Below are 15053 nucleotides of genomic sequence, written 5' to 3' on the forward strand. Positions count from 1 at the left end.
CCTTATTTTTGAAAAAAGTGCTCTGCCAGCAGATCGAACACCAGGCGGATCTTGCGGCTGGTGTGCAGCTCCCGGTGGGTGGTCAGCCAGACGGGGAACCGGATCGGCTCCATCTGCGGCAGGAGCCGCTCGACCTCGGGTGTTTGCCGGGCGATGCGATCTGACATGGGGGCGATGCCGAACCCCCGTTTGACCAGTTCCCACGCGACCAGCCCGCTTTGCGTTTCATATCGAAAATTGCGCTTTGTCAGGGGAAACCCCAAGGGCGTGAGATGACCGACCATCCCTTCTGCATCGCCGAAGCTGATGAAGTCATGGCTGCTCAGATCCCGGACGTCTTCGGGGCGCCCGGCCTTTGCCAGATATTGCGGCGCGGCATAAAAGCGGGCGGTTTCCTCGTGGATAAGACGGGCGATCAGCTCGGGCTGTTCGGGGCGCACGTGGCGGATGGCGATATCCGCCTCGCGGCGCATCAGATCGCGGATGTCGTTGGAGGCGATGATGTCGATGTGCAGATCCGGCGCCAACTGGCGCAACCGCCGCAGCACATCCGGCAGCAGGTAAGCAGAATAAACATCGCTGGCGGTAATCCGGACGGTGCCGGTGATGGATTCCGATTGTCCCAGCGCCGCAAGGGCGATCCGGTCCGCGGCCAGACCCATGGGGCGGGTATGTTCCAGCAGTTCGACCCCGGCTTGCGTCAGCTGCAGAGATTTGCCGATCCGCTCGAACAGCATCAAGCCAAGGCTTTCCTCCAGCGCAGCCACCTGACGGCTCAGCGTGGGTTGTGTCAGGTTCAGACGCCGGGCCGCCGCAGAGAGAGAGCCCGTCTCGGCGGTGGCGAGAAAGGCGCGGATGTGGTTCCAGTCGAAGGCGTTTGGGGTTCTGGTCATACATTACCGTATATCGTGCCTGCATATTTCGGCAATTCCTGCATGTATGGCTTTCTCGTAGTTTCCTCGCAAAGGAGACAAAACCATGCAGACCTCAATTCAGTTCTGGGACGGAATTGCCGAAAAATATGCCCGCAGTCAGATCCGGGATCCGGCCGCTTATGACTATACGTTGGAACGTACTCAGGCCTATCTGAAACCGGGCGACCGGGTTCTGGAACTGGGCTGCGGCACCGGAACCACCGCGCTGCGCCTCAGGAAGGCGGTCGCCTGTTATACTGCCACCGATCTGGCGCCTTCGATGATCGCCATCGCGCAGCGCAAGAAGGATGAGGCAGGCGTCACCAATCTGCGGTTCGTCGTCTCTGACATTGCAAATGCACCCGTGGGACCCTTTGACGCGGTGATGGCATTCAACCTGTTCCACCTGATAGGGGATCTGGATGGCGCCTTGGCGCATATCTACCGGACCATTCGCCCTGGTGGCACCTTCATCTCGAAAACGCCCTGCCTGGCCGATAGCAAAAGCGCGGTACAGCGTTTGATGATGCGAGTCGCGATTCCGGTGATGCGGCTTGTTGGCAAGGCGCCGCCCTCGGTGGTGCATTTCCTGTCAGTGGCCGATTGGCAGGCACGGCTGGAGGCTGCGGGTTTCGAGATCATCGAGACCGGAAACTACCCGGCCGATCCGCCCAACCGGTTTCTGGTTGCACGCCGCAAGTGATCGGTCGGGGGCGGGGCTGGTCCGTTCGGGCGATCCGGTCTAAGCATGGCGGAACAGCGAATGGAGGGTGCGATGACTTTGAACGTATATCTTTCGGGTGAAATTCACACGGACTGGCGCGAGCAGATCGTGACTGGCGCGGCGGACCTGGACGTGGCTTTCAACAGCCCGGTCACTGACCACGGGGCCAGCGATGATTGCGGTGTGGCCATTCTGGGCGCCGAAGAGAACAAATACTGGCACGATCACAAAGGGGCCATGGTCAACGCGATCCGTACCCGCAAGGGGATCGAGGATGCCGATGTGGTCGTCGTGCGCTTTGGTGACAAGTACAAGCAGTGGAATGCCGCCTTTGACGCAGGCTATGCGGTGGCGCTGGGCAAATCGATCATCGTGCTGAGCCAGCCGGACCATCAGCACGCGCTGAAAGAAGTGCACGCCGCCGCGCTGGCGGTGGCTGAAGAGCCGCGGCAGGTGGTGGAAATCCTGACCTATGTGCTGACCGGCAAGCTGCCCGGGTGAGCGAGGTCATCCTTGAAACCGACCGGCTAATCCTGCGTCCGCACCGGACTGAGGATTTCCCCGATGTGGCCGCGCTTTGGGGTGATCCCGAGGTGGTGAAATACATCGGCGGCGTTCCCTCTGACCCAGAAGCCTCGTGGGCGCGGCTCTTGCGGAACATGGGGCACTGGCAGGCGATGGGCTTTGGCTATTGGGCGGTCACGGATCTCACCGATGGCCGGTTCCTGGGCGAGGTCGGGTTTTCCGATTTCAAACGCGACATCGTTCCGCCGTTGAACGGTGTGCCCGAGGCAGGATGGGTGCTGGCGCCCCACGCCCATGGGCGGGGTATCGCGACCGAGGCGGTGCGCTCTATCCACGACTGGGCGGATCGCTGTATGGACTGGCCAGAAACGGTCTGCCTGTTCGATCCCGCGCACCTTGTATCGCAGAATGTTGCCCGGAAACTGGGTTACGAGATCCGCGAGCAGAAGGCTGTGTATCAGGGCAATCCCACCATCGTGATGGCCCGGGAGGCCCACAGCTGATCTGTTCCTGAGATTGGGCGCGCAGGGAGCCGCAGAAACAACAACGCCCCGCCAAAGGCGGGGCGCCGGGCCCAACGGGCAGAGGGTCACCAGACCCGATAACGGGCGGGAGGCTTACCCCTCCTTTTTCTGGATTTCCACGCTGTGCGGGTAGGGGATCGAAATGCCTTCGGCGTCAAAGGCTTCCTTCACCGCCTGGGTCATGGCGAATTTCAGCTCCCAGTAATCCGATGCCTTGCACCACAGGCGCGCGGTCAGATCGACCGAGCTGTCACCAAGGTTGGTCACGCGAACCCAGGGTTCGGGATCAGTCATGACCCGTGCATCGGCGGCAGCCTGTCGTAGAATGATCGCCTTGGCCTTGTCGGCGCTGTCGCCATAATCGATGCCAAAGACCAGGTCCACTCGGCGGGTGTCATGGGCCGAGAAGTTGGTGATGATCGATCCCCAGGCCTGACCATTGGGGATGATGATCTGCACGTTGTCCGCGGTGGCCAGTTCGGTCACAAAAAGGTTCAGATCCTTGACCGTCCCGGCGGTGCCGCCGATGTCGACGTATTGACCCAGCTTGTAAGGACGGAACAGGATCAGCATGAAACCGGCTGCCAGATCGCTCAGCGTGCCTTGCAGAGCCAGACCGATGGCCAGCGTGGCAGCGCCCAGCATGGCGACAAGACTGGTGGCTTCGATGCCGAAGATGCCGAGAACCGCAACCAGCACCACAGCCAGCAGCGCCCAACGGATCATGCTGGCGGCAAAATTGCCTAGCGTCGGATCGATCTGAGGGGTCTTGTTAATGCGGCGGCGCACCATGTTGCTGATCATTCCCGCTGCCACCCAGCCAAGGACAAGAACAACAAGCGCCTTGGCAGCGCTCAGTGCCAGCGGCCAGAGGGCTCCGGCCTGTTCAATCATCTCTTCCATACCAATAGGTCCTCTTTCAATCCTGTCATCCGGCGCGGACCTGCTTTGGTCGACGTCGGATTCTCCGACTCAGCCTTATTGTTACTATCAAGATTGTTTGAATTGACAGGGAATTTCTTGGCCACGTTTGCATTTAGCAACTCGGCACAGGGTCGCCTGGCTGGTGGTGGCGGAATACGGGAAGACAAAAATCCCCGCCAGTGCGCAGGCGCTGGCGGGGAGGAGGTAGCAGGGTAATCCGTAATGATCAGTCAGGTTCGCGGACCGGAACTCAGGATTTGATCGCCAGTGCTGGGGAAACGACATCGATCCCCAGCGCCTTGCCGACGGCATAGTAGGTCAGCTGCCCCGCATGGACGTTCAGCCCGTTCAGAAGATGCGGATCATCGGCGCAGGCCTGTTTCCAGCCTTTGTCCGCCAATGCCAGCAGGAAGGGGAGGGTTGCATTGCCCAGAGCCTGGGTCGAGGTGCGGGCAACGGCGCCTGGCATGTTCGCTACGCAGTAATGCATCACGCCATCGACCTCGTAGATCGGGTCGGCGTGGGTGGTGGCTTTCGAGGTTTCGAAACAGCCCCCCTGATCGATCGCGACATCGACCAGGACAGCCCCCGGCTTCATCTCGCTGAGTTGCGCGCGGGAGACCAGTTTCGGTGCCGCTGCGCCGGGCACCAGCACTGCGCCAACAACCAGATCGGCCTCGCGGACGAGTTCGGCGGTGGCGGCAGCGGTGGAATAGCGGGTGCGGAAGTCTCGACCAAATACATCATCGAGGTATTTCAGGCGATGCAGGGAGCGGTCCAGAACGGTGACATCGCCGCCCATGCCCGAGGCGATGCGGGCCGCATGGGTGCCGACCACACCACCGCCGATCACCACCACCTTTGCCGGAGGGACGCCGGGTACGCCGCCCATCAGGACGCCGCGGCCGCCATTTGCTTTTTGCAGGGTCCATGCACCGACCTGCGGTGCCAGCCGCCCGGCCACTTCGGACATCGGCGCCAGCAGCGGCAGGCCACCAAAGCTGTCGGTGACGGTTTCATAAGCAATCGCGGTGCAGCCTGAGGCAAGGAGGTCGCGGGTCTGTTCGGGGTCGGGGGCCAGGTGCAGGTAGGTGAACAGCAACTGTCCTTCGCGCAGCATCTTGCGCTCACCGGCTTGCGGTTCCTTGACCTTGACGATCATGTCTGCGGTGGCAAAGATTTCTTCGGCCGTCTCCAGCAGCGTCGCACCGGCGGCGGCATAGTCGGCATCGGTGTATCCGGCACCGGCCCCGGCGCCGGTCTGGATGAAAACGTCATGGCCATGTGCGATGGCTTCGTGGGCCGCGTCGGGGGTCATGCCGACGCGAAATTCCTGCGGTTTGATTTCAGTCGGGCATCCGATTTTCATGTAGCTTCCTCCCTGCTATACTTGAACTCTAGGTTCGCGCCTGGGAAATGTGCTGCTTTTTTGGGCGAAATAAAAAGATGCGTGTCGAAGATTATTCGAATAGATGCGGGATATGAGCAAAGTACTACGTAATTATGTCTCTTGATTCGACGGATCGTCGTATTCTGGAGGTCCTGCAACGGCAGGGCCGCATTTCCAACGCGGATCTGAGCGAGCGGGTAAACCTCTCTGCGTCTGCTTGCCACCGCCGGGTGCAGCGTTTGGAGGCTGAAGGCTATATCAAGGGTTACGTCGCCCTGCTGGACGCGCGCAAGCTGAGCGTTCCAACAACCGTCTTCGTGGAGATTACCCTGCAGGGGCAGGCGGATGAGCTGTTGGATGCTTTTGAACGTGCGGTGGCGCGGATCCCGGATGTGCTGGAGTGCCACCTGATGGCAGGATCGGCGGATTATATCCTGAAGGTCGTGGCCGAAAATACCGATGATTTTGCCCGCATCCATCGCCAGCATCTGACCCGGCTTCCGGGGGTGGCGCAGATGCAATCGAGTTTCGCTCTGCGCACGGTGTTCAAGACAACGGCGCTGCCCGTCTGAGCTTTCTCTTCGTAGCGCTCCCGCCCGTCGGCGGTCTTTAGAAAAAGACCTCCTCCTGTTGAGCGTGGCAGCGCGCGGGCGCGCTGCCACGCCCAAAGCTGCCAAGGGGTGCGGACGCAGTCGGCGCCCCTGTGGGCGCGGGAGGGCCTCTTGCTTGGCTGTTTTGGCCGGACAGCTGGGTGCTTTGAATGCAGATCGGCGCGTAGAAGGCTTATTTGTCTTACATTTCGCTCCTGCTTCTGGTTCAACAGGAGGACGAGGGAAAGACGGGGGAGCAGATCATGCAGTTCGACTACATCATCGTGGGTGCCGGCAGTGCGGGTTGCGTTCTGGCCAAGCGGCTGAGCGAAGCAGGCAAACGGGTGCTGCTGTTGGAAGCGGGCGGGCGTGACAATTATCACTGGGTGCATATCCCGATGGGGTATCTCTACTGTATCAACAACCCGCGCACCGACTGGATGTATCGCACAGAGGCCGACCCGGGGCTGAATGGTCGGGCGCTGATCTATCCGCGCGGCAAGGTGCTGGGAGGCTGCTCGTCCATCAACGGCATGCTGTATCTGCGTGGGCAGGCAGCGGATTATGATGGTTGGCGCCAGCGCGGCCTCGCGGGCTGGGGCTGGGACGATGTGCTGCCCTATTTCAAGAAATCCGAGGATTACGTCGAAGGCCCATCCGAGATGCATGGCGCGGGCGGCGAATGGCGGGTCGAAAACCAGCGCCTGCACTGGGATGTGCTGGATGACTGGATGGAGGCCGCCGCGGCCTGGGGCCTGCCCAAGGTCACGGATTTCAACACCGGCAACAACGAAGGCGTCGGCTATTTCCGGGTCAATCAGCGTGCGGGCTGGCGGATGAACACCGCCAAGGCATTCCTGCGTACGGCGACGGGGCAGGGGCTGAAGGTGGAAACCCAGGCCCATACCCGCCGCATCTTGATCGAAGAGGGCCGCGCGACGGGCGTCGAGTATCAAAAGGGCGGCGAGGTGCATGTCGCCCATGCCGCCGCCGAGGTGATCCTGTCAGCAGGGGCGATCAACAGCCCACAGATCCTGCAGCTGTCCGGGCTGGGGCCGGGCGCCTTGCTGCAGCAGCACGGGATCGAGGTTCTGCGGGACATGCCGCAGGTCGGTGCAAATCTGCAGGATCATTTGCAGCTGCGCTGCGCCTGGCGGCTTGAGGGGGCGCATACGCTCAACACGCTGGCGAATTCCATGATCGGCAAAACCAAAATCGGTCTGGAATACGCGCTGAAACGCTCTGGTCCGATGTCGATGGCGCCAAGCCAGCTGGGCGCATTCTCCCGCTCACGCCCGGATCTGGAAACGCCCGATCTGGAGTATCACGTGCAGCCGCTGACGCTGGAGGCGTTCGGCAAGCCTCTGCATGATTTCCCGGGGCTGACTGCCAGCGTCTGCAACCTGCGCCCCGAAAGCCGGGGACGGGTCGAGATCGCCTCGGCCGATCCAATGGCCGCGCCGAGTATCCAGCCGAACTACCTGTCTACAGAAGGCGACCGTCAGGTGGCCGTGGCGGCGATCCGGCAGGCGCGGGCGATCATGGGGCAGGCCAAGATGCAGGCCTACAGCCCCGAGGAGATCAAGCCGGGGATCGCATCTGATAACGAGGCCGATCTGATGCAGGCCGCCGGGGATATCGGTACGACGATCTTCCACCCCACCTGCACCGTGCATATGGGCAGCGACGAACGCGCGCCGCTGGACCCCGAATTGCGCTTGCGCGGGGTATCGGGGCTGCGGGTGGTGGATGCCAGCGTGATGCCCACGATCACCAGCGGCAACACCAATGCGCCGACAATCATGATCGCGGAAAAGGCATCTGACATGATCATTGCAGCTGCGCGCGGCTGAATTTGGCAGAAAGCCGGAAGCCGGTGCTTTTGCGCTTGCACCCGGTCGGGATTTTCGTTTGCCTTTGACCCGGGCGCATTAACGCCCTTTGTGACAGTTCCGGTCAGGCCGGACCGGAACTGCCTATTTCAGGCCATTCGGGCAGCGGGTGCTGCTGTGACATCAAACAATCACATCCGTGCGTTAGAGCGGCCGAAACAGACGAGTAACAACAAGGAGCCGCGCCGTGACCAGCGATACAACCCCTGATTCATTTGACTGGCTGGATGCCGAGCTTCAGGACACGCTGGACGAGGATTTCGAGATTGAATTTGCCGAGCCCATGCTGTCGATGGAGCTGCGCAAGATCTACCGCTCGCAGCATCCCGAAATGCTGGATCGCAAGGTCTATTTCAGAAACCTGTTGCGGCTGCAGGCGGAATTGATCCGGCTTCAGGATTGGGTGCAGCACAGCGGCGCCAAGGTGTGCATCCTGTTCGAAGGGCGCGACAGCGCTGGCAAGGGCGGAGTGATCAAGCGGATCACCCAGCGTCTGAACCCGCGTGTTGCCCGCGTCGTGGCCCTGCCCGCACCGTCGCGCCGAGAGCAGAGCCAATGGTATTTCCAGCGCTACGTGCCGCATCTGCCGGCTGCGGGGGAAATCGTGCTGTTTGACCGGTCCTGGTACAACCGCGCCGGGGTTGAACGGGTAATGGGCTTTGCCAGTGAGGATCAGGTCGAACAGTTCTTTCAGGACGTTCCAGAATTTGAACGGATGCTGGTGCGGTCGGGGATCATCCTGCTGAAATACTGGTTCTCGATTACGGATGAGGAACAGCAGCTGCGGTTCATGATGCGGATCCATGATCCGATGAAGCAGTGGAAGCTGTCGCCGATGGATCTGGAAAGCCGTATCCGCTGGGAACAATATACCAAGGCAAAGGAGGATATGTTCGAGCGCACCAATATCCCCGAAGCGCCCTGGTATATCGTCGAGGGCAACGACAAGAAGCGCGAGCGTCTGAACTGCATCGAGCACCTGCTGACCAAAGTGCCCTATGAAGAGGTGCCGCAGGAGAAGGTGTCCTTGCCGGACCGGGAATATAATCCCGACTATGAACGCAGGGTTCTGCCGGACGAGCTGTACGTGCCAAAGATCTACTGAGCGACCTCTGTGCAAAGACGGATGGGGGTGGCCCTCCCGCCGGTTCCGGCACAGCCTGCGGACTGTGCTGCCGCCGTTGGGCGCGGCGCCGCGCCGGGGCGCGGCGTGCGCCTGTTTCAGGCTGCCTGCCTCAAGGCCGTTGTGATCTTTATTCGGGCGTGTCCGCCTGATCTGCCATATTGTCGAGAAACCGTTGCAGATACCCGGTGAAGGCGGTGAGCTCCTCGGGGGAGAAACCTTTGAGCAGGTCGCGCTGCCGCTCCAGCGCGCGCGGCAACATCTGGGCGTGCAGGGCATGCCCCGCCTCGGTCAGGAACCAGGATTTGCGCCGCTCATCTCCGCCCCGTACCTCGGCCCGGACGAGACCGGTCTTTTCCATGCGCTGCAGTGCGCGGCTGACGGCGGCCTTGTCGATACCGGTGAGGTTCGCAGCCTGACCGACGGAACAGCCCGGATCGCGCGTCAGCACGACCAGCATGCGCCAGTCCATGACACCGATGCCGAATTCCTTTTGGTAGGCGCGCGCAGCGTTCCGGGTCAGCCGGTTGCCTGCGAATGTCACCGTGACCACCGGGTTGCGGCTGTAGTCCAGTGTCGGGGCGGCGGGGCTGTCCTCACTGCCATCCGGCAGGATCAGGAACAGATCGTCGGGTAAATCGCTCATCCGGGCAGCTTAGGTCAGGCGAGTTGACAAGACAACGGTTGCCGCGCAGTCTTCCCTGAAGCTGACAATCGGGGGGAGGGGCTGCGATGGAAAGGCCAGTTTACAACATCGATCCGCAGGCGTTTTGGCAGGATCCCTATCCGGATCTGGCCCGTATGCGCGCCGAGGCGCCGGTGGCCTATGTGCCACAACTGGATGCGGTTCTGATCACCCGCCGTGACGATATTTTCCGGGAGGAAAAGCGGATCGAGGTGTTTTCCTCGGACCAGCCTGAGGGGCTGATGACCCAGCTGATGGGGCGGAACATGATGCGCAAGGACGGCGCCGCCCATATGGGAGAGCGCAAGGCGATCTTTCCGGCGGTCTCTCCCAAGACGGTGAAACAGCATTGGCTGACGCAGTTCCGTTCCGCGACGGCGCGGATACTTGACGACCTGGCGCCCCGGGGGGGCTGCGATCTGGTGCGTGACTTCGCCATGCCAGTCTCGGCAGAGGCGCTGAAGGCAGTCACCGGTCTGACCCGCATGCGCGCCGAAGAGATGGACGCGGTGAGCCAGGGCATGATCGATGGCTGTGCCAATTATGCAGGTGATCCGGAGGTTGAAGCGCGCTGCAATGACAGCACCCGGCTGATCGACCAGCACATTACCGAGATGTGGCGGAGTGATTCTGGCGCGGATGACTATTCCCTGTTGCGGGTTCAACAGGCTGCGGGCCTGCCGGAGGATCAGATCAGGGCCAATATCAAGCTGGCGATCTCCGGCGGGCAGAACGAGCCACGCGATGCGATTGCCGGGACCGTCTGGGCCTTGCTGCGCCATCCGGAGCAACTGGAAGATGTCCGCGCGGGCCGTGCCAGCTGGCTGAAGGCGTTCGAGGAATATGCCCGCTGGATGTCCCCCATCGGAATGTCACCGCGCCGGGTGGCGCAGCCTTATGTCCTGCACGAGGTGGCGCTGAAGCCTGAGGACCGGGTGTTTCTGATGTTCGGTTCTGGGAACCGGGACGAGCAGGTGTTTGCACGCCCCGATGCCTTTGACATCCATCAGGATATCAGCGCGGCCATTTCATTTGGCGCCGGTCCACATTTTTGCGCCGGGGCCTGGATATCAAGGGCGCTGATCGCCGAAGCGGCGCTACCGATGCTGTTTGAGCGGCTGCCGGATCTATCCCTTGCGGGGGAGGCACGGTTCGGCGGATGGGCTTTCCGCGGTCCGCTTGAAATGCCGGTGACCTGGGACAAAGGGGAGAGGAGCCGGTAAGTGCGGAGAGCGTCGGGAGGCAGGCACAGATCAGACCAATAAGGGGCTCAAGAGGAAGTCACCCGGAGGGGCAGGCGCCTTGGTGCAGGGAGCAAGGCTATCGCCAGGTTTGGGGGGGAGCGATGTGCCTCCTCCGGGAAATGCCGACCGTTCCAACTTCGGCAACAGGGCCGTCCGCCTTGGGAAACGTGAGGTTTCGGTGCCCTGCTACTAATGATAGCAAAGATGGACTTCGAATACACGTATAAGTTTAACTATTTAGCCGCAGAACCGATATTCCGCCGTAAAATATGTATCTTAGAAACGACAAACCCCCGGGGCGGGCCACGGGGGTCGTCAAAAGCGTCCAGAAAAAACCGGAGGAAGATCTTAGAGGAGACCTTCGCGCTGTGCTTTCTTACGTGCCAGTTTACGGGCACGACGAATCGCTTCAGCTTTCTCGCGCGCTTTTTTCTCGGAGGGTTTCTCGAAATGTTGCTTGAGCTTCATTTCGCGGAACACGCCTTCGCGCTGCAGCTTTTTCTTCAGGGCACGGAGCGCCTGATCGACATTGTTGTCACGAACACTAACCTGCATGTGGTTTTCACCACCTTTCTAAGTTGGGTTGCAAGGATTTGCAGGAGGTGGCCGTATAGCAAAGCCGGTCTAACTTGTCTAGTACTGAGCAAAAGGGCAGATCGCGCAGCGACGCAGGCCCTTAAAGGCGCATTTGTTGACGAGGAGATGCATCATGACTGAGCAAACAGCCACAGAGCAACTGGCCGCCGACACCGGATCGATCGACGCGCTTCTGGATGCGGCGCTCATTCATGTCGCCTTTGACGGCTGGACCGAAGCCACCTTTGCTGCTGCAGTCGAGGATTGCGGTATGGACCCGGTTCTGGCACGCGCCCTGTGTCCGCGCGGGGCAGTGGATCTGGCGCTGGCCTATCACCGGCGCGGCGATGCGCAGATGCTGGAACGGTTGAAGACGGCGGATCTGACGGGGCTGCGGTTCCGGGACAAGATCGCCGCCGCCGTCCGTTTCCGCCTTGAAGCCTCTGACGACAAGGAAGCGGTGCGCCGGGGCGTGACGCTGTTCTCGCTGCCGGTCTATGCCGCCGACGGGGCCAAGGCGATCTGGGGCACGGTGGATGCGATCTGGACCGCGCTGGGCGATACCTCCGAAGATATCAATTGGTACAGCAAACGGGCCACGTTGTCCGGGGTTTATTCCTCGACCGTTTTGTTCTGGCTGGGGGACGACAGCCCGGGCCATCAGGCCACATGGGACTTTCTGGATCGGCGCATCGACAACGTGATGCAGTTCGAAAAGCTGAAGGCCGATGTGCAGAAGAACCCTTTGCTGAAGCCCCTTCTGGCCGGCCCGTCCTGGCTGGCGGATCAGATCCGGCGCCCGTCGACACCCACGGATCTGCCAGGCCGTAGGACTGGCCGCTGATCAAACGCCACGTCCATTCGCCGTTTCAGTACATCCGGACGCAATGCAAACCACCTGCCGGGGTTTGTGCCCCGCACCCAAGGTGATATTCAAAGCGTTAAAACGCACCACGCAAGGGAAAGGATCTTTGCATGACGGAGACATTGCCGGAAACGATGCGCGCGATTGAAATCTCGCAACCCGGAGGCCCCGAGGTTCTGACGCTGACAGACCGGCCCGTTCCGCAGCCAGGCCATGGCCAGCTGCTGCTGAAGGTCGCCTATGCGGGCGTCAACCGGCCGGACGCGTTGCAGCGTGCGGGGGCCTATGATCCGCCTGCCGGTGCCAGCGATCTGCCGGGGCTCGAGGCTTCGGGCGAGGTGGTCGCCATCGGTGCGGGCGTCACCGAATACGCGGTGGGGGACAAGGTCTGTGGCTTGCTGCCCGGCGGTGGCTATGCCGAATACGTGGTCACACCGGCCGCCCATTGTCTGCCCATTCCCAAGGGCATGTCGCTGAAACGCGCGGCCTGCCTGCCGGAAACCTGTTTCACGGTCTGGTCAAACGTCTTTACCCGGGGAGGGCTGAAGGCGGGCGAACGTTTTCTGGTGCACGGCGGCTCATCCGGGATCGGAACGACAGCGATTCAGCTGGCCTCGGCCTTGGGCGCGCGGGTGTTCACCACCGCCGGGTCCGATGCCAAATGTCAGGCCTGTCTCGATCTGGGGGCCGAGCGTGCGATCAACTACCGCGACGAGGATTTCGTGAAAGTTCTTCGCGCTGAGGGCGGCGCCGATCTCATCCTCGACATGGTGGGCGGCGACTATATTCCTCGCAATATCAGGGCGCTGGCCGATGATGGCCGTCTGGTACATATCGCCTTTCTCTCTGGCCCCAAGGCCGAGCTGAACTTTGCCCAGATCATGGCGCGCCGCCTGACGGTGACGGGATCGACCCTGCGCCCGCAAAGCGATCTGGCTAAGGCCCGCATTGCGCAGGACCTGGCCGAGGCGGTCTGGCCGCTGGTCGAGGCAGGCAAGATGGCGCCGGTGATGGACAGCGAATTTGCGCTGGAGGAGGCGGCAGCCGCACACGCGCGGATGGAAAGTTCCGGCCATATTGGCAAGATCGTTCTGAAGGTGGGCTAAGGCCGCTTGCCTGCACGCAAGAAGGGCCGACAGTTGCGTCGGCCCTTTTCTGTGTGCTTCGCTCTATTTCACCGCGCGCCGGTACAGGTGCCAGGTGGCGTGCCCCAGCACCGGCACCACGATGATCAGCCCGGCCAGGAACGGGATCGCACCGATTACCAGCATGCTGCCGACGATCACGCCCCAGGTAATGCAGATCACCGGGTTCTTGCGCAGCACCTTGATCGAGGTGGCCACCGCCACCGGCAGGCCCACGTGGCGGTCCAGCAGCAGCGGGAAAGAGACCAGGCTCATCGCCAGCGCGGCAAAGGCAAAGACGGCCCCTAACGCGCCGCCTGCAATTGCCATGATCCAGCCTTCGCGGGTGGTCACTACAGCGGTGGCGAAGCCGAGCATCGAGGTCGGCGGCTCTGGTCCCAGGGTGCGGATATAGATCATGTCCGCCGCGACCAACCAGATGATGAACAGTGCTGCCAGATAAAAACCCAGCACCAGAATGGCGCCGAAGGCAGGCGAGCGGATAACACCAAAGGCATCCATCCAGCGCGGCTTAAACCCGGCTTCGCGGCGCGAGGACATTTCATACAGCCCGACCGCCGCAACAGGCCCGAGGATCGCAAACCCCATGATCATTGGCACGATCAGCGGCAGCAGATTCATCGACAGGCTCATCACGATCAACGCGATGCCAATCACCGGATAGAACAGCACCAGGAACATCGCATCGCTGCGGCAGGCGGCAAAATCTTCAAGACCTGCGGCCAGTGATTGGATAAGGTCGTCCATCGAAAGCCTGCGCGCCTGAGGCAGCTCCGTGACGTCGCTGCTGCCCATTTCTCCCACCGTCTTGCCGAAATGCTGTCCGGTGGTTTCTGCCCCCTGCAAGAGCCAACTGAGCGGATTACCGATTGTCTTTGCCATGCGCTTGTTCCTCCTCTTCCTCCTCGCGGATTTAAATGGAAGTGCCGTTTAGGCAGGGCCGTGCGCGGCACGTGGAACAATACTAGCACAAAATCGGCCAAAATGCGCTGCACAAGCCAATCAATGTCGCGTGAGGGAAAGCTGCCCAGTGGCGCCTGCCTCCTCTTTTCGCGGCCAAGCCGCCTGTCGGGCGGTGTGGCAGGGGGAGTTTGGGGAGATGGAGGAGGAAGCCAAGCCTCCATAAGGTTCAGCGCACCGGGGCAAATAGTGCATCCTTCAGAGTGCAGTCGCGGATCACGTCCCGGCCGCAGGGCACCGGATCAAGGCTGCGCGACAGGCAGATGCGGGCCTCTTGGATGTGACCATCGCGGCAGGTGATGGTCAGGCTGTCCCGGCTCAGCTGTGGATTTTCCTTCAGAAAGGCTTCCTCGACCAGCGATGCGGGCAGTTTCACCAGTTTGTCCAGCTTGCGGAAGATAGCCGGACGGGTGATCTGTCCATAAGCCTCGCGCGAGAGGGAAAAATACTGGGCAGGGGACAGGCCGGAACAGCTGCCGTGTTTCTTCCATTGATGCCAAGCCAGGCCCGGAGACCCCATGATATCGGCCATCTCGGCGGTCTGGCGGCGGCTTGGCGGGGCCTCGGCGGTGTTGCAGAAATCCGGCCAGCCCCGGTGATACTGCGGCCACAGCCCATGCAGGGTCCAGCCGTGATCATGGCGGCTGTCGCATTGAGCCGATCCCCTGGCATCGCCTTCGATGGCGCACCAGTTCGGTGACCAGCTGAGGCTGAGGACGTAGTAATCGAATTCGCCCGCGACCTCCCGCGACCGGTCGCTGTCGGCGTAACCGGGCAGCGACGCCAGCCCGGAAATCACGGTTGCAATTGCCAGCAAGAACCTGCGCATCGCCTCTTTCCTTATGAAAACAAGGCGACTATATAGGACTGAAGTTCCCCGACAACGGAAACCCGCCCCAGACCTCGGGGCAGCCTAATTCAGGCGACGGGAAAGATGTACGTAGATGTTCGTGGGGCAAACGTGTTTTAAGG

16 protein-coding genes are annotated in these 15053 nt (G+C 61.5%); 9 read left to right on the forward strand and 7 right to left on the reverse strand.

The window, feature by feature from the left end; all coding sequences use genetic code 11:
• Positions 1 to 2: 2 nt before the first annotated feature.
• Entirely contained in the window at positions 3 to 893 is an 891-nt protein-coding gene (locus SM766_RS11930; RefSeq protein WP_368947914.1) for a LysR family transcriptional regulator, read from the reverse strand.
• An 85-nt stretch (positions 894 to 978) separates the two neighbouring features.
• Between SM766_RS11930 and SM766_RS11935 the strand changes: the two genes are divergently transcribed.
• From SM766_RS11935 to SM766_RS11945, 3 genes are all read left to right on the forward strand, one after another.
• A complete protein-coding gene (locus tag SM766_RS11935) occupies positions 979 to 1617 on the forward strand; it encodes a class I SAM-dependent methyltransferase (protein WP_368947915.1) in 639 nt (212 codons plus the stop codon).
• 72 nt (positions 1618 to 1689) lie between these two features.
• A complete protein-coding gene (locus SM766_RS11940; protein WP_368947916.1) occupies positions 1690 to 2139 on the forward strand; it encodes a YtoQ family protein in 450 nt (149 codons plus the stop codon).
• Complete coding sequence (locus SM766_RS11945) at positions 2136 to 2666, forward strand: GNAT family N-acetyltransferase (protein WP_368947917.1); 531 nt, start codon at positions 2136 to 2138, stop codon at positions 2664 to 2666. The genes SM766_RS11940 and SM766_RS11945 overlap by 4 nt, the downstream gene beginning before the upstream one ends.
• 114 nt (positions 2667 to 2780) lie before the next feature.
• Here SM766_RS11945 and SM766_RS11950 read toward each other — a convergent pair whose 3' ends face one another.
• Positions 2781 to 3590 (reverse strand): mechanosensitive ion channel family protein, encoded by an 810-nt coding sequence (locus SM766_RS11950; RefSeq protein ID WP_368947918.1) that lies wholly within the window; start codon positions 3588 to 3590, stop codon positions 2781 to 2783.
• 271 nt (positions 3591 to 3861) lie between these two features.
• Complete coding sequence (gene ald, locus SM766_RS11955; RefSeq protein WP_065271315.1) at positions 3862 to 4980, reverse strand: alanine dehydrogenase; 1119 nt, start codon at positions 4978 to 4980, stop codon at positions 3862 to 3864.
• 134 nt (positions 4981 to 5114) lie between these two features.
• Here ald and SM766_RS11960 point away from each other — a divergent pair, with 134 nt between their 5' ends.
• The 3 genes from SM766_RS11960 to ppk2 all read left to right on the forward strand — a co-directional run bounded on the left by SM766_RS11960 (position 5115) and on the right by ppk2 (position 8588).
• On the forward strand, positions 5115 to 5573 hold the full coding sequence (locus tag SM766_RS11960; protein ID WP_368947919.1) for an Lrp/AsnC family transcriptional regulator: 459 nt from the start codon (positions 5115 to 5117) through the stop codon (positions 5571 to 5573).
• Positions 5574 to 5854: 281 nt separating this feature from the next.
• On the forward strand, positions 5855 to 7444 hold the full coding sequence (locus tag SM766_RS11965; protein ID WP_368947920.1) for a GMC family oxidoreductase: 1590 nt from the start codon (positions 5855 to 5857) through the stop codon (positions 7442 to 7444).
• A gap of 226 nt (positions 7445 to 7670) precedes the next feature.
• The gene (ppk2, locus tag SM766_RS11970) at positions 7671 to 8588 is read left to right on the forward strand and encodes a polyphosphate kinase 2 (protein WP_065271313.1); all 918 of its coding nucleotides are present in this window, start codon (positions 7671 to 7673) and stop codon (positions 8586 to 8588) included.
• A gap of 148 nt (positions 8589 to 8736) precedes the next feature.
• Here ppk2 and SM766_RS11975 read toward each other — a convergent pair whose 3' ends face one another.
• The gene (locus tag SM766_RS11975; protein WP_368947921.1) at positions 8737 to 9252 is read right to left on the reverse strand and encodes a MarR family winged helix-turn-helix transcriptional regulator; all 516 of its coding nucleotides are present in this window, start codon (positions 9250 to 9252) and stop codon (positions 8737 to 8739) included.
• Positions 9253 to 9338: 86 nt separating this feature from the next.
• On the opposite strand from SM766_RS11975, the gene SM766_RS11980 reads away from it, so the two are divergent.
• Positions 9339 to 10514 carry a cytochrome P450 gene (locus SM766_RS11980; RefSeq protein ID WP_368947922.1) on the forward strand — a complete coding sequence of 392 codons (1176 nt, stop codon included), beginning with the start codon at positions 9339 to 9341 and terminating at the stop codon, positions 10512 to 10514.
• A 369-nt stretch (positions 10515 to 10883) separates the two neighbouring features.
• Here the strand turns inward: SM766_RS11980 and rpsU are convergent, their stop codons facing one another.
• Positions 10884 to 11090, reverse strand: coding sequence for a 30S ribosomal protein S21 (gene rpsU / locus SM766_RS11985; protein WP_005614280.1), 207 nt, complete (start codon positions 11088 to 11090; stop codon positions 10884 to 10886).
• 154 nt (positions 11091 to 11244) lie between these two features.
• Between rpsU and SM766_RS11990 the strand changes: the two genes are divergently transcribed.
• Positions 11245 to 11955, forward strand: coding sequence for a COQ9 family protein (locus tag SM766_RS11990; protein ID WP_368947923.1), 711 nt, complete (start codon positions 11245 to 11247; stop codon positions 11953 to 11955).
• A 143-nt stretch (positions 11956 to 12098) separates the two neighbouring features.
• Positions 12099 to 13082, forward strand: a complete 984-nt coding sequence (locus SM766_RS11995) for an NAD(P)H-quinone oxidoreductase (RefSeq protein ID WP_065273574.1) — start codon at positions 12099 to 12101, stop codon at positions 13080 to 13082.
• A 63-nt stretch (positions 13083 to 13145) separates the two neighbouring features.
• Here the strand turns inward: SM766_RS11995 and SM766_RS12000 are convergent, their stop codons facing one another.
• Together SM766_RS12000 and SM766_RS12005 are read right to left on the reverse strand one after the other, a co-directional pair.
• Complete coding sequence (locus SM766_RS12000) at positions 13146 to 14003, reverse strand: DUF2189 domain-containing protein (RefSeq protein WP_368947924.1); 858 nt, start codon at positions 14001 to 14003, stop codon at positions 13146 to 13148.
• Positions 14004 to 14250: 247 nt separating this feature from the next.
• Positions 14251 to 14910, reverse strand: coding sequence for a ribonuclease T2 family protein (locus SM766_RS12005; protein ID WP_368947925.1), 660 nt, complete (start codon positions 14908 to 14910; stop codon positions 14251 to 14253).
• Between the last annotated feature and the right edge of the window lie 143 nt (positions 14911 to 15053).

Origin of the sequence: Pseudophaeobacter sp. A-200-2 (genome assembly GCF_041008815.1) — a bacterium.
Taxonomy (GTDB): domain Bacteria; phylum Pseudomonadota; class Alphaproteobacteria; order Rhodobacterales; family Rhodobacteraceae; genus Phycobacter; species Phycobacter gallaeciensis_A.

Bases quoted from the DNA above. Each gene is read 5' to 3' on its own strand.
- SM766_RS11990 (WP_368947923.1), top strand. From the start codon at position 11,245: ATGACTGAGCAAACAGCCACAGAGCAACTGGCCGCCGACACCGGATCG.
- SM766_RS11965 (WP_368947920.1), top strand. From the start codon at position 5,855: ATGCAGTTCGACTACATCATCGTGGGTGCCGGCAGTGCGGGTTGCGTT.
- SM766_RS11980 (WP_368947922.1), top strand. From the start codon at position 9,339: ATGGAAAGGCCAGTTTACAACATCGATCCGCAGGCGTTTTGGCAGGAT.
- SM766_RS11940 (WP_368947916.1), top strand. From the start codon at position 1,690: ATGACTTTGAACGTATATCTTTCGGGTGAAATTCACACGGACTGGCGC.
- SM766_RS11960 (WP_368947919.1), top strand. From the start codon at position 5,115: ATGTCTCTTGATTCGACGGATCGTCGTATTCTGGAGGTCCTGCAACGG.
- SM766_RS11950 (WP_368947918.1), bottom strand. From the start codon at position 3,590: ATGGAAGAGATGATTGAACAGGCCGGAGCCCTCTGGCCGCTGGCACTG.
- ald (WP_065271315.1), bottom strand. From the start codon at position 4,980: ATGAAAATCGGATGCCCGACTGAAATCAAACCGCAGGAATTTCGCGTC.
- SM766_RS12005 (WP_368947925.1), bottom strand. From the start codon at position 14,910: ATGCGCAGGTTCTTGCTGGCAATTGCAACCGTGATTTCCGGGCTGGCG.
- SM766_RS11975 (WP_368947921.1), bottom strand. From the start codon at position 9,252: ATGAGCGATTTACCCGACGATCTGTTCCTGATCCTGCCGGATGGCAGT.
- SM766_RS11935 (WP_368947915.1), top strand. From the start codon at position 979: ATGCAGACCTCAATTCAGTTCTGGGACGGAATTGCCGAAAAATATGCC.
- rpsU (WP_005614280.1), bottom strand. From the start codon at position 11,090: ATGCAGGTTAGTGTTCGTGACAACAATGTCGATCAGGCGCTCCGTGCC.
- SM766_RS12000 (WP_368947924.1), bottom strand. From the start codon at position 14,003: ATGGCAAAGACAATCGGTAATCCGCTCAGTTGGCTCTTGCAGGGGGCA.
- SM766_RS11930 (WP_368947914.1), bottom strand. From the start codon at position 893: ATGACCAGAACCCCAAACGCCTTCGACTGGAACCACATCCGCGCCTTT.